At 50.1% G+C, this 14,378-nt stretch carries 14 protein-coding genes; all 14 read right to left on the reverse strand.

The features are described 5' to 3' along the window. Nucleotides 1-86: 86 nt before the first annotated feature. The 14 genes from KI611_RS14940 to KI611_RS15005 all read right to left on the reverse strand — a co-directional run bounded on the left by KI611_RS14940 (nt 87) and on the right by KI611_RS15005 (nt 14,370). The gene (locus KI611_RS14940; RefSeq protein WP_226419922.1) at nt 87-2,024 is read right to left on the reverse strand and encodes a bifunctional 3-phosphoshikimate 1-carboxyvinyltransferase/cytidylate kinase; all 1,938 of its coding nucleotides are present in this window, start codon (nt 2,022-2,024) and stop codon (nt 87-89) included. A 46-nt stretch (nt 2,025-2,070) separates the two neighbouring features. Further along, nucleotides 2,071-3,906 carry a nucleoside-diphosphate sugar epimerase/dehydratase gene (locus KI611_RS14945; protein WP_226416445.1) on the reverse strand — a complete coding sequence of 612 codons (1,836 nt, stop codon included), beginning with the start codon at nt 3,904-3,906 and terminating at the stop codon, nt 2,071-2,073. Nucleotides 3,907-4,002: 96 nt separating this feature from the next. Beyond that, a complete protein-coding gene (locus KI611_RS14950) occupies nt 4,003-4,563 on the reverse strand; it encodes a sugar transferase (RefSeq protein ID WP_226416446.1) in 561 nt (186 codons plus the stop codon). Further along, a complete protein-coding gene (locus KI611_RS14955) occupies nt 4,560-5,507 on the reverse strand; it encodes an NAD-dependent epimerase/dehydratase family protein (RefSeq protein WP_226416447.1) in 948 nt (315 codons plus the stop codon). Before KI611_RS14955 ends, KI611_RS14950 begins: the two co-directional genes overlap by 4 nt. After that, nucleotides 5,504-6,283: a glycosyltransferase family 2 protein gene (locus tag KI611_RS14960; RefSeq protein ID WP_226416448.1), complete on the reverse strand. Its 780-nt coding sequence runs from the start codon at nt 6,281-6,283 to the stop codon at nt 5,504-5,506. Before KI611_RS14960 ends, KI611_RS14955 begins: the two co-directional genes overlap by 4 nt. 11 nt (nt 6,284-6,294) lie before the next feature. Further along, a complete protein-coding gene (locus KI611_RS14965) occupies nt 6,295-7,269 on the reverse strand; it encodes a hypothetical protein (protein WP_226416449.1) in 975 nt (324 codons plus the stop codon). Next, complete coding sequence (locus KI611_RS14970; RefSeq protein ID WP_226416450.1) at nt 7,266-7,985, reverse strand: class I SAM-dependent methyltransferase; 720 nt, start codon at nt 7,983-7,985, stop codon at nt 7,266-7,268. The genes KI611_RS14965 and KI611_RS14970 overlap by 4 nt, the downstream gene beginning before the upstream one ends. A gap of 89 nt (nt 7,986-8,074) precedes the next feature. After that, nucleotides 8,075-9,208, reverse strand: a complete 1,134-nt coding sequence (locus tag KI611_RS14975) for a glycosyltransferase (protein ID WP_226416451.1) — start codon at nt 9,206-9,208, stop codon at nt 8,075-8,077. A 13-nt stretch (nt 9,209-9,221) separates the two neighbouring features. Beyond that, entirely contained in the window at nt 9,222-10,229 is a 1,008-nt protein-coding gene (locus KI611_RS14980; protein WP_226416452.1) for a class I SAM-dependent methyltransferase, read from the reverse strand. A gap of 17 nt (nt 10,230-10,246) precedes the next feature. Further along, nucleotides 10,247-11,098: a glycosyltransferase family 2 protein gene (locus KI611_RS14985; protein ID WP_226416453.1), complete on the reverse strand. Its 852-nt coding sequence runs from the start codon at nt 11,096-11,098 to the stop codon at nt 10,247-10,249. Nucleotides 11,099-11,100: 2 nt separating this feature from the next. Further along, nucleotides 11,101-11,958 (reverse strand): methyltransferase, TIGR04325 family, encoded by an 858-nt coding sequence (locus tag KI611_RS14990; protein ID WP_226416454.1) that lies wholly within the window; start codon nt 11,956-11,958, stop codon nt 11,101-11,103. Next, the gene (locus KI611_RS14995) at nt 11,955-12,686 is read right to left on the reverse strand and encodes a hypothetical protein (protein ID WP_226416455.1); all 732 of its coding nucleotides are present in this window, start codon (nt 12,684-12,686) and stop codon (nt 11,955-11,957) included. Before KI611_RS14995 ends, KI611_RS14990 begins: the two co-directional genes overlap by 4 nt. A 128-nt stretch (nt 12,687-12,814) precedes the next feature. Next, nucleotides 12,815-13,447, reverse strand: a complete 633-nt coding sequence (locus KI611_RS15000) for a PIG-L deacetylase family protein (RefSeq protein ID WP_226416456.1) — start codon at nt 13,445-13,447, stop codon at nt 12,815-12,817. Between the two features lie 11 nt (nt 13,448-13,458). After that, nucleotides 13,459-14,370, reverse strand: coding sequence for a hypothetical protein (locus KI611_RS15005; RefSeq protein ID WP_226416457.1), 912 nt, complete (start codon nt 14,368-14,370; stop codon nt 13,459-13,461). Between the last annotated feature and the right edge of the window lie 8 nt (nt 14,371-14,378).

The following is a 14,378-nucleotide window of genomic DNA, read 5'->3' on the forward strand; positions in this document are numbered from 1 at the left end:
CGGAGAGAACTTTCGTGCCGCGAACCGTGAAATTCACAGCGGGTTAGAGTTTGAATCACGTTACCGACCACATGGCCGGCAACACCTTACTGCAATGCTTCCCTGCTCCATATCAACACCTGATTCACCGCCTGTTCGATCGTCAGCGACGTGGTGTCCAGCAGCTTGGCATCCGCTTCCTGCCTGAGCGGAGCCACGCTACGCTCGGAATCCCGGGCATCGCGCTGCTGCAGATCAAGCAGAAGGTCGGGGAGATTAGCAGAGAAACCTTTTTCGATCAACTGCTTATAACGGCGTTCCGCCCTGGCTTCAGCACTCGCTGTCAGGAAGACTTTAAGTCGAGCCCGCGGAAAAATGACTGAGCCCATATCACGCCCATCGCCAACCAGCCCGGGCATCTTGTTGAAAATTCGCTGGCGGAACAACAGCGCTTCGCGGACGGCTGGCAGAGCAGCCACTTTCGAAGCGCCAGAGGAAATTTCCTCGGTGCGGATGGCATCGCCAACAAATCCACCATCCAGGAGAATGTCTGTTTCCGAAAATTCGACATCAAGTTCTGCAGCAATCGCCGCCACAGCACTTTCGTCGTTCCAATCCACCCCGGCTCGCTTTGCCGCAAGAGCAGTCAACCGATACAAGGCACCTGAATCCAAGTAGGCAAAGCCAAGCGCCGACGCGACTCGTGCCGCCACGGTTCCCTTACCCGAGGCAGAAGGCCCATCAATGGCGATAACCGGTGCAGCCGTGGTTACATCGGAGAGCCTCTGAAAATAGTCAGGAAAGGTCTTCGCCACGCACTTCGGGTCATTGATCCGCAACGGCGTGCCGAAAGCTGCAAGCGAAAAGCACATCGCTATGCGATGATCGTCATAGGTATTGATCGCCGCGGGCTTCAAGCTTACAGGCGTGACGCGGATAAAATCATCACCCTCCTTAACATCCGCCCCCAGCTTTCGCAACTCGGTTGCCATCGCGGCAATACGATCCGTTTCCTTGACCCGCCATGAAGCGATGTTGCGCAATGTCGTCGAACCTTTGGCAAACAGCGCCACGACCGCCAGCGTCATCGCTGCGTCGGGAATATGGTTGCAATCAAGATCGACCCCAACCAAACCTCCGACCGGCGCTCGGGACTCCATCCAGTTAGGGCCCACCTCAATCTGCCCTCCCATATCGGCCAACGCATCAGCAAACTTCACATCCCCTTGAATTGAGTCGCGCCCGACGCCTTCCACACGAACCGGTCCACCACCGATCACTCCCAACGCAAGGAAGTAGGAAGCGGAGGAGGCATCGCCTTCTACATAAACCACCCCAGGCGAAAGGTAACGGCTACCTGCCGCCACGGTAAATCGCTGCCAGCCGTCATGTTTAACAAGGACGCCAAAACGCGCCATGATCGCCAGCGTAATTTCAATATATGGCTTTGAAATCAGCTCGCCGATCACTTCAACGGTAGCCGTTTCACCAATCAACGGTAGCGCCATCAACAGGCCTGTCAGAAACTGGCTGGAGACATCGCCCCGCACCTGAACCACACCGCCATGCCTGATCATTGCCGACTTCAGACACAAAGGGGGAAAACCATCATTGCCGAGGTAGGCAACATCCGCCCCCAACTGACGCAATGCATCGACCAAGTCGCCAATTGGCCGCTCGTGCATGCGCGACACCCCCTTCAATACATAGTCACCACCAGCCAGAGCCAACGCAGCTGTTAGCGGCCGGAAGGCCGTACCAGCGTTACCAAGAAAGAGTTCAGCCTGCTTGACCGGAAAACTGCCGGCACAGCCTTTAACCAACCAGCCATTACTGCCCAAGGAGCTGACGCAAACGCCTAGCGCCTTAAGCGCCTCAAGCATCCGCTCAGTATCGTCGGAAACCAGCAGGTCGCGAACTTCGGTCTGGCCGCTAGCTAATGCCGCCAGCAGAAGAACGCGGTTGGAAATACTCTTCGAACCGGGCAAACGAACAATTCCAGTAGCCGACGTCAATTGGGGAAGATCAAGAAACTCGTGAGTCATACAGCCACCATAATCATTATTGCGCAGCACTCGCTGCAAGTTTTTTTCAGGAGAGGTTGAGCGCCGGATGGTATTCAGGAACCCAGCGCATTAAAACTTCACGCACCATTTCATCGCTTTGACAGGCCTCAGCAAGCCAAGGGCGTAACTTTTGCAAAAAATCGTCATCAACTGCTCGCGCCCGCGCAATACGCAACTTCGGATGAGGGGTCCGACGAGTTTGCTCGGCATCGGCCAGTAATTCTTCAAAAAGTTTCTCACCCGGTCTCAGTCCGGTGTACTCGATACGAATTTCGCCATCCGAGTAACCGCAAAGATGAATCATCTTGCGGGCCAAATCGACAATTCTGACCGGCTCTCCCATGTCGAGCACAAATATCTCTCCCCCCAACCCCATTGCTGCTGCCTGCAGCACCAACTGTGCCGCTTCGGGAATCGACATGAAATAACGGGTAATCTCAGGGTGGGTGACAGTCACCGGCCCCCCCCGCGCAATTTGTTCCTGAAATTTTGGAATGACGCTGCCGGTGCTACCCAGGACATTTCCGAAGCGCACCATTCCGAATTGCGTGCAACAGCCCTGACCATGCAGCGCCTCACAAACCATTTCAGCCAGCCGCTTGGTTGCTCCCATTACATTAGTCGGATTCACCGCTTTATCTGTCGAAATCAAGACAAAGCGATCCGCATTAAAACGGCTTGCGGCCTCAGCCACCCGTAACGTGCCCATTACGTTATTACGCACCGCCTGCCAAGCATTTCCCACCTCCATAAGTGGCACATGCTTGTATGCGGCAGCATGAAAAACCACTTGCGGCAGATAAGCAGCAAACACCTCATCCAAGCGTGCCGCATCTTTGACATCACCAGCCAGGGGTACCAGAACAATCTCCGGCATATGCAATGCAAACCACTGCTCCAGGGTGTATAGGGCAAACTCGCTCTGCTCATACAACACCAGTTTTTCGGGCCCAAAGCGCGCCAACTGCCGACACAACTCACTACCAATAGAACCGCCCGCACCTGTTACCAAAATTACCTTACCAGCCACCATGCTCGCCACATGCTGGGTGTCAATCCACACCGGCTCCCTACCCAGCAGATCCTCAATCTCCACAGGCCGAATCGATGAGATGGCAACCCTCCCTGCCATCACATCCTCCAGCCCCGGCACAGTGAACACATGCGCCCCAGACTCAACCGCCAAATTTGTAGCCAAACGTCGCGCTTCTGCTGCTGCCGACGGCATCGCCAAAATCACATGAGCCGCCTTCTCGGTAGCTAGGACATCAGGCAAGCCTTCAATTCCACCAACCACCAAATGCCCGGAAAGCTCTCTCCCCCACTTACTGCGATCATCATCAACCAGGCAGACAACACGCCAGTCGGCGCTGCGCTCCAGTTCTCGAACCAACATTGCCCCCCCCCGGCCAGCCCCAACAATCACCACAGGTTTACCCTGGGCAATCAAGCCACCATATAAGCGATGCTCCTTCCACATCCGGTAAGCAGCTCTGCCCCCACCCATATAGAGCATCATCAACATTGGATAAAGCACCAGCAAGGAGCGCGGTACTACCTGATGCTCAAAACGGTACAAAGCAAAAAAAACCAGCAGGGCTGCTGTAGACAAACCGACTGCTCGCAGAACACGTTTCAGGTCCGGCAAGCTGGCAAACATCCAGATACCGCGGTACAACCCGGCAACACGACAAGCAATGGCGTGTGCGGGCAATAAAAATATCAAGCCCCAACTCATCACAGACACAAAATTGGCCGGCAAATCAAAGTTGAAGCGCAATAAAAACCCACCCACCCAAGCAAAAACGAGTGCTGAGAGGTCGAACAGAAAAACGCATAAGGAAAGGAGGACTTTGGTCACTTGAATACTATGGGATGGCCATACCGTTTACTGGAGTTAGCCAGCAATTGTAACCGTTCCCAACACCACCTCTGGCAAAAAACCAGCCCTGCTGTATTAGTGAGCGACGCCGTCTCGCCGGAGTACTTTGACAGCCGTCAACCAAAGAATCCGTATATCAAACCAAAAAGATCGGCGCTTCAGATATTCCACATCAAGCGCAACCTTTTGGGGAATCGGCAACTCATCTCGCCCATTAACCTGCGCCCAACCAGTCAGACCAGGAAGCAATTCATGTACACCGTGCTCGGTTCGCAACGTAACCAAATCGTCCTGATTGAACAAAGCTGGCCGAGGCCCGACAAAACTCATATCGCCGGTCAGAATGCTCCACAACTGTGGCAACTCATCGAGGCTGGATTTACGCAAGAAAGATCCTATCGGTGTCAAATAGGCATCAGGATTTATCAGCAAATGAGTTGCCAATGCCGGCGTCTCGACCCGCATACTGCGAAATTTCGGCATTTTGAAAATCTGGTTGTATCTCCCAATTCGATCTGACCAATATATGGCAGGACCAGACGACGTCAGACGTACCACCAAGACTATCGTGACTATCGGCACAGCCAGAACAAAACCAGCAAACAGAGCCAGACATAAATCAACAACACGCTTCATTTTTCTAGCATCTCAATCAAACCCGTAGATAAGGGAACCCTTGGCTGCCACCCAAGATCCCTCTCGATACGCTCTGCTGAATACCAAGCCGAATCCAACAAACGTTTTAGTACCTCGCCATCAAAGGGAAAACGCCGCTTGAATAACACCTCAAGGCCACTCCCCAGATGTGCCGCCCCCCTCAAAATGGCTACAGGAAGCGACCAGCGGCAGGGCGGCAAGCCTTGCGCTGTCCGTAGCGCGTCAAACAAAGCACGCCCAGAAGGGGATTCATGACCGGCAACAATATAAGTACGGCCAGCTGCCCGCTCATCATTTGCAACCAAACGCATCGCTGAAATCACATCGTCAATATGGACCAATGAGCGATGATTACCTGTTTCTGGAAGCGGCGGAAAAAGGCCAGATCGTACAAGCCGCCCCATACGTTCAAGATTCCCCCGCCCGCCAGCACCATAAACCATAGTCAAACGCAAATTAACCACGTGCATGTGATGCCGATTCCCCGCTTCCAACACGATTTCTTCTGCTGCACGCTTGGCGAGACCATAATCGGTTTCGGGCTCTCCGGGAAAATCCTCGTTGGCACAGATATCTCCTGCATCAGCCATTGCTTTAACAGAGGAAAGAAAGATGAGGCGTTTTACTCCCGCCTCGGCTGCGGCCAGAAGCAGATTCCGAGTTCCTTCATAGTTCACACGCCAGTGCAGTCCTGCATCGTCACCAAACGCAGCAAATGCGTGCGCATACCCAGCGCAATGGAACACAGTCTTGATGCCACTACACGCCTGACGTAACGATGCGACATCTTCTAGATCACCAACAACACAACCATTGCCCCCTCTCCTCCTGATCATACCGATGCAGGCAACTTTCTCAGAACGGAAGGTCCTTAATAATCGACTGCCGACAAAACCTGAAGCCCCTGTCACCAAAATACTCATTGAATGACCAATTCCAAGAGCTTTGCAGGATATTTAGAGAGAATTTTAAACATATTGGTCGAAATGCCATTTTCACGACACGCACGCAAGACCTCCCGATTAAGAAGCAACTTGCTGCGCCAACCGGAAGTACTGACACCTCCCGTTCGCATCTTAACGACCACCTCGGGCAGGTGCGCGTAGTGCAAATCGTTTTTACCAAAAGCACGTGCGACAAACTCGAAATCTCCGGCAATTCTATAGTCAGTACGAAACCCGCCAATACGCGAAAATATTGCACGCCGGATAAATAATGCTGGATGCGCCGGCATCCAGCCAAAAGCCAAACGGCTTGGTCGAAAGCGATCCGATCGATATCGGCGGACGACCCGAGCAGGTCTATCCGGGTGGAAAAAAGCCACATCGGCAAACAAGGCATCTAGCCCTTGACGATCGATCCTATTAGCGACCTCAGCCAACACATCCCGGTGCGAGTACAAATCATCAGCATTAAGAAAACAGACTATTTCTCCCGATGCGACAGCCAAACCTTTATTCATCGCATCATAAATTCCGTTGTCTGGTCCGCTGGAAAAATGCGCCAAGTTAGGCCTGAAGCGCTCGATTAATTCCAATGTTCCATCAGTAGAACCACCATCGATCACAATATGTTCAACATTTGGCCATGACTGCTCGCCAACCGAATGCAGTGCATCCTCCAGCGTTGCCGCACTGTTGAAGCAAACAGTAATAACGCTTACCTTCAGCGCCCCCTTAACGTTAGGTGCAATCGACATCGAGCAGACACTCAATACCTGATGAGCCGGTGCAATACGTCCTTGATTCGACGCGGAACGAACCGCTGAACCCAACGACGACCAGCAACCTGCGCAAAAGGTTTTAGCCCCCCCGAAAAACCAGGCTCGACAACACGCACGTCACTCAGCACCGAATTAAGCTGCGACTCATAAGCCTCATAGACAGCGAGCGGCTCATCACACTCGGAGGTGTAGAAAGCAGACAACCGGTCGAACGTTCCGTTATCCAACAGTTGGAACTGATGAAAATGATAAAAAATCAACGGTGCGCCGTTGACAGTGATCCGTCCAAACCTATCTTTTTCAAAGTGATACTGGGAATAGTTCCAAGGGGCTATGCCTGCACCTAGATGTTGCAGAATACGCACGGAGGTATAGAGATGGGGCCACTCATCGAGGTATTTCTGGTCTCCCATCCGCCCTTCTTCCAGTCGGTAAAAGCACCACTCAATACACTGGTCACGCCAGCGAGACAAACACGCCATCCCTTCATCATCTCGCCTGAAACTAACCCACTCAACGCAAAATCGCCCATTGACCTCTCTATCCTTCAGGCGGGGTGAAAATCGATGTTCGATAATGGTAATTGATGCATCACCAATTTCATCGAACAAATCCTCCACGGGTGAATAGAAAAGAAGATCTGAATCCAGATAGGTTATAAGCTCGATCTGCGGATTGTTCTGAAGCACATACCACGGCAGACAAGGTGATAGCGTCCAGCAATACTCGGCAATCCCCCGTTCTTTCTTCGCGAGAAGTAATGATTCGTCTTCGAGGTCTGACAAGGGTATGCATTGAATATTTGGCAGATCAAGTTGAGTCAGAATTTGTTCGGTTTTCGCATCCATGCACAGAATATAAACATACGCATCTGGGCAATACTTCGCCAAGGAGCGAAGCATCGCGACACCTTTAAGCAGATAGTTACTGTCGAAGAGCGTACAAAAATAGCGTTTGGTCATCTTTTCAATTTCCGGCATACATAGGTGCGATTCGCATTTATACACAGAGAATCCTCAGGGTCGCGTTCCTCGCTCAAGGTGTGAGTCTCGATCAACTCGAGGCCGTATTTGCGTAAACTTTTCAGAAAATCAGCTTCACCGAAGTGAATCTCTACTGTCTCGACTCCATAAGCCTTCTTACGGAAATATTTGTTGGGCCGCCCGACCACCACCGGTGTCCGATGAAAAACGACGTAGTCCCTTACGACACGGGCAGTCTCAGCAATCGCCTTTTCATATTCCGGAATATGCAGCAGGCAGCATCCCGAAATAACCACATCAAACATTTCATCGGAATAGCTCATCTCTGTCGCATCCTCAATGTCAAAACGTAACTGAGGATAGGTTGCCTGCGCCAACTGGATAAATGCGGCAGAATAATCACAACCGAAATATTCAACAGGTAACTGAGCGATCGAGAATACTTCGGAATAAAAACCACTCGAACAACCAATCTCAAGCACCGTTGTATTCGCGCCTCCATGTGTTAACTTGCGTAGAACATTGACCATTACATCAAACACATCGATGGGGATACCTTGTCGATAGTTCGCAAGCTGAGCATCCACCAGTTTCCGTTGCCGGCTTGGCAATTCATCAGCCTGCCAAGCGGACCGCAGGCGCATGGACTCGCTGGCAATATCAGCGTCCGGCACTTCCTGGTAATGTGAAGACACAGACCCACCCGGAAACAAGACCCTCCGTATTCGCCGTAGAACAGCTTTCAGACGCGGGAAGCGATTGAGCACGACACGAAGCTCCACCTTCACCTCGTGCCACCAAGGTGGCGTTGCAATATCGGAACCAATTCTTCCATGCGTCGCCGATAAGTATGGTCGCGTAACGTCCGCGCTTGACCGGCTTTCGCAATCACCTCCGCCTCCTGCGGATGCGCGAGATAGTAACGAATCATTTCTGCAGCCTCTTCCTTGCTTGAGTAAGCTACGACTTCCTTGCCAACTTCAAATAATTCACCAAGGTTCTCCTTGTGATCAGTTATCAGTAACGCCCCCACCCCTGTAGCCTCGTAAAGACGCATATTATTTGCATAATTCTCTGCGACATTAATATGGCGATTAAGTGTTACGCGACTTCGCGCAAGAGCGCGATACATATTCACACCCCAAACCTCACCGTTATGGCGTCGTCTTATTGGTGACGATCGTGGCAATGTCTTGGCACCGTATCCAAAAAATTGAATAGGCGTATTAACTGCCAAATGCTCTAGCAGCGGCATAGCTTTATCATGATGACGACTAACCCCTCCGACAAAGCTCGCCCCCACATCCTTACCCCCCCCCCCAATGAGTTCGAGTACACGAGTATCGAAACCAATCCTGAAATACTCTGAGGCTACTCCGAGTTTGCGAATACGATCGACAAAATGTGGGAAAGAAGTCAATATTAAATCGTATCCCTTCAAGAATTCCTCAGGAGGTAACGGACACGCAATCTGCCCGACAATCAAGCCGACGTGCCGCTTCAATTGTGTGAGTATATCCGCAGGGAAAAAACTCAAATCCTGGCAATACAGAACGTCCGGCCGATACGCGCGAATCTGAGCCAGAGCGATGTCCATTAATCCGGGAAGCAACGCAAGACGGTGCCCGACAAAAGGCAAACGAAATAAGCGGTGTGGAAGTTTAAGCGCAAGCGGGTTGAACGAAACGCCATTTTCCCGAGCCCAAGCTGACTGCAATTGGATTCCATTGACAATTAGATCAATCGTCTCGCAACCCATTTCATTAAGGTGCCTCGAATAGAAATCAGATGTTCCAAACGCGGATGAAACCAGAGAATCAAGCTGAACAGAGTAACTTTGATGCTTCAACTGCCGTTGAGAAGCGTAATGGGCCGAAAGGAACCTTGCATAATATGTATCAACAACAGCAATACGCATGACCTAGCCTCTCTCAGCAATCAGAAACAGGATTGCTCAATTCGATAAGGAGACTATCGCCCCCACCGACAGCATCAACAAAGCGATTAACCACAACCAAAAATACGCTGGCCATGCCGCCCGCCCTTCTTCCTAGCGCCTTACCGATACGATTAATAAGACGTCTCTTCTCTGCCCCCGCCTCAATCGAGCCCCAAGAACAAGAGGCTTGCCCTTCCGATGGATTCTCCGACATGGCTTTGATCTGAAGGAGAGTCCAGAGATTAGGAGTAATTGACCGTGCCTTAATCACGGAAAGCCCTTCATGCTTGGCGAGGAGAGTGAATGACTGACGTGTAAAATGATGCTGATGGTATGGAACATGCCAATTAATCCAGCGCCGCCCCGATAGCTTACGCTGCCACGAAGCAACATTTGGAAAAGACAAAACAATGCGCCCCCCCGGACTCAAACGCTCCTTGACGATTCGCAACAAAGCCCGAGGATCAGGAACGTGTTCGATGACCTGATTCAAAACGATAAGATCGAATTTTTCAGTTTCGAATGGCTTGTCATGAATACTACCGATGTGAACACGCAGATTATAACGATCAGCAATTGCTCTCACATTAGGGTCTGCTTCCACACCCCAAGCCTCAACGCCCATAGCACGCAATTCTAGCAACGCCAGACAGGAACCACTTCCGATATCAAGAACTCTTTGACCGGGCTTAGCCAGATAATGCCCCTGATTGTCAGTGCCGCTCAGCCAACGGTTTATTCCTGCTCGGGGAGCTAAAACAGCTGCAGCCTCCATTTCCAAAGCGGAAAAATCGATGTTTCGCCTCGGATAGTACTGACTATATAAGGCCGGCAAATCCTCTTCTTTCAACCGAGGAATCGTAGCCATCTGACCACAGACTACACAACGTTTAATAGCAAATATACCTGGGCAGCCATATCTGTCATCCCAGATATGATCAATAACCGTTTCCAAACCCGCTCCGCAGGAAATACAATCCTGTAACTCAGCTTGATCCATATATAATTTTTTAATTCTTAACCTTTAAAAGTTAATAGCTTGCGCCACACTCCAAAACCGAGCAACCTTAACGGCGCCGTTACCCGCTGCAAAGGGGTTCCCACCAATATATAAAAAGCAACTCGATGAAATATATTGCTGGATGAACGCATGCTAAACAGGCGATCCCACAAGCTTAAATTTAAAATATCATTTCCGTACACAGGGGGCGAGAAAACAACTGCTTCGCTGCTAACCAGCAAAGAAACTCCGTTCCGGGCAAATCTCATGGCGATCTCATAGTCTGCCATATAGTGAGGGAGAAAATGCAATCGCATTCCACCGAAGCGTCTAAATAGTTCAAACGGATATAACGTCCCACGACCGGATAATGCATCTACCTGATAAATCTTCTGCGGATTCCATTTTTCAGCATCAGATATCTCATTAAACTTATCCCAGACAGCAAGACGATTTATATTGACCCGTGGTCCAATGCTAACCAGTGAAGGATTCCGATCCTCCTCGTGAACCACGCTACCGACAGCAGCGTTACCGGCCTCAATACTGACGCGCAGCAGAGTTTCTACATAGTTGGGCGCAAACCAAGTATCGTTGTTGAGAAACAGTACGAAATCATCAGTTCCGGCTTGCGTGTATACATACTCCAAACCTTTCTGGATCGCTCCTCCCCACCACAAATTTCCATCACCGATCAATTCGACTACGTCCACCTGCTTTTGCAAATAAGCAGAAGTCCCATCCGTTGAGCCATCATTGATGAAAACCATACGAATCTGATTGGCAACTGATTGACAACGTAGCGCTTCAATAACTCTCTGCGTATGCTGTAAGCGATTGAATACAGGAACGAGAACAAAAATATTCACAATTAAGCCTGTCGACGAAGAAACCAACTCATGTATGGAGCCTGGAAATCATCAGGCCCGAACATCGAGCCAGGATAAGGATCGAAGGAATCAACAATCTCATAACCATATGCCTTGATACATTTTTCCAATTCGTCCGCATTCAGCAGCCATACGGGATAAGAGGCATCATATATCGACGCAGGCACATGCTGAACGGCAAGTCGATCGCGTCCAAAACGATGCGCCATAGTGCGATCAATCAGAACATACGGCAGGCCTTGAGCCAGCAGAGAGCTGAGCAAAACCCATGGTCTCTCGATATATTGCAGCACCCCTGAGAGAAGAAGAAAATTGGGCTCCAAAGCTTTTTTACATGCTTCCGGTGTATAAAAATACTGAAGCGTGTCAGTCTCAAATTCATTAAGGCCAGCGGCCACAAAATTTGACTGTTCGACAACCCCCCAGCGCAACTCAACCAGTTGTTGCAAAAAAATTCGATTCTGGAAATAGGAACTCCCGAGAGCCCCGCCAAAATCCATTACACGCAAACTACCTGAAGAATTTGATGCACAGTAGAGCAGCCAGCATAGGAGGGAATACGATACCTCCTGATGATCAAAAACTACGGTATCCCTCTCAAAGCAGGCCTCGCCATCGCGCACCTTGCGCATCGATGAAAGGGCTTTTTCAAGGATAAGTGGAGAGTTATACCCTGTCGCATCGGCAACTGCCTCCGACCAGCTAGAGTAATCCCCTGTGAAGTAAATATTATGCTTGCGAAACTCATGATTCTGTCTAATTCTGGATGACTCAGGTGACTCCCTAGAAATTGAAACAGCCGCATGCACGCCAAACAAATTGGCCGAAAAAGTCTTCATCGGCTTCCTCCCAACAATACCTTCAAATTCCCGCGCTGAAATTCATCAAGTTGTCCACCTGGTGTCACATTCACAATCGATACCCCATTTGCCTCAGCAATTTCCCGCAATACTCGATATTGCCGCCATAGCCGAGCCAATGACTGAAAATCGTCATACCAAGAAGTAAGTACTTTGCCATCAGTGGAAACTGAAAAATCTTTTCCTGCTTGGGCTTCAAGCCTGAAAGCATAATCATACTTCTCAGTCTTGAAATGATCGTGGTCGACACCAATCAAATAAATTTCACTAAACCCCATGTACATGGCCGTTATCAAGCACATTACCGGTACAGACTCGACCCGCGGAATCGGATTTGTTAGATCGATAATTGATCGTTTCTTCAATTCATCAAAGCTTTCCCGCAAAGCAACATAGTGCACAACCCGACCGGGAAAAAGCCCATGCCTTTGTACTAAATCTGCCTCTGTTTCATTCAGGAACAACTCCGCACCACCAAGTTTGGCATGCATCTCGTCAAACCATGCAACCACATCTTGCTCAGTCATCCGACCATAAGTAATTTGGGGCACACAATGATAGCGAGGGGAGATTTCTGCATAGTCAGCATGTAGGTAACCATTCGACACACTAATAATTGTTTCGCCCTTGAGTGTGTGCAAATCGACCTTGCCAGCGCTAGGCCCATTACCAAGAATGAAGCAACGCTGGCCTGCGTAGCGATTCATTAATATAGAATTTCCTGCCAATACTTTACGCGACACGAATGCTCGAGTTACGACATGCTGCCTCAAGCGCTGAAGTAGCAGGTAAACAAAATGTGGCAAACACAGCAATACACACTTTAATAAAAATCTCACAGTTGCAACCACTTCACTACTTCATACACCTCCGCATAGCGAACACCGATTCTCTGCCCGGCATTCTCTGCTTCATTATGGAAAAAGCTGATCCATTTGGCTCCCGTACGCGCCATTTCTGATTCATGCGCCTGAATCGCCTTCTTCTTCAACTCCCAGCAATTAGTGATATCAATATAAAAATTACCGCGAAAATCTAGCGTTGAGTGATACCAGTTACTCCGATACATCAATAGTTTTGGCACGTGTCGGCAACTATGCAGAGAGGCTCGAGCCACTGCCAAGTGATCGTGATGGATATCGCCAGTCCAGTGAGTAAAAACAAGATCAATTTCTTTCTCTTCGACGATTCTAAGTATCTCGACATTCAAGTCATCGACAAATTCAACGGCGAGAGTGTTGAATTTGCCACAAATCATCTCCTTGACCCCGATCAGTTTCATCGCTGCACGAGCTTCAGCTAGTGCCGTTTCGTTGGAACGAATGGTTTCCTTGTTGTAATTGGTAAAACCAGAATCAGTAGCAACATAAACATATACGTCATGGCCTTGCTTGGCATATTTTGCTAGTGAGCCACCACAGCCGAGTTCAACGTCGTCAAAATGCGCACCGATGGCGAGAATATTCATCTATCTGGTCCTTACTGGATGAGTGTGTGAAGTGCTTGATATACCCGACCGGTGCCTTCAAGGCTGAAATTGGCAATAGCGGCTTGGCTCATCTTTGGAATATCGAGCATCATATTAAGGATGCTGAAGTCGGCTGTGTCGCGAAAACCGCTATAGTGCGAACAACCAATAATCTGCAAATATTGGCAATGGCCAATTTCATGCGGCTCATTAGCAACAGTCAAAGTCGGCAACCCGGCCGCTGCCGCTTCGAAAGCGGTCAAACCTCCACCGGTGATCGCCAAATCATAGTTCGCGAACTCGGCGACCAAAGATGGTACAGCAGATTTTATGGTGATCTGGCAGCCCCCCGCGTCAGCCAGTTCGGCATGATGTTCGAAGCCAGGCCCCAGAATGATGGTGGCCGAGATCGATTGCCTGCGCAACCAAGGCAATAACTTAATGGTGACACCATGGGTATCGGTGGCTCCCAAGCTAACAACCAGACTGTGACAATTTGAGCGTAATCGGCGATAGCGGGCAATGCTATCTGGCAAAATCAGATAATCAGTGCCGGTCAGTACCAACGCCCCTTGTGGTTGATCACCGCGCATCGGTGCCAATGCAGCGACATGAAGATCGCTCAGCGCAGCACCACTACCATTGTCGTCAAATGTCACGCTCTTGATGCCATGTGCCTGAAGATAACGGATGTGCTCGATATCCGTATCCAAACGGTCGTTAATCCATAGCCGCACCGGAAAACGCCTAAGGATCTGTGCCTCCCAGCCAAGCGAAGTGTCAGTGACGGTGAGGTAAGGTACTTGTTCATCGGTCAAAAAGGCTTCACTCGGTAAATGCTGGCCAAGCAGCACAAATAGAGCCTCCCGGCCTGCCCGGTGAATTTCCCGATAGAGAGTGTGCATGCGAAACAGGTGGCCCATCCCCATTT

It is taken from the genome of Dechloromonas denitrificans, assembly GCF_020510685.1.
GTDB lineage: Bacteria > Pseudomonadota > Gammaproteobacteria > Burkholderiales > Rhodocyclaceae > Azonexus > Azonexus denitrificans_A.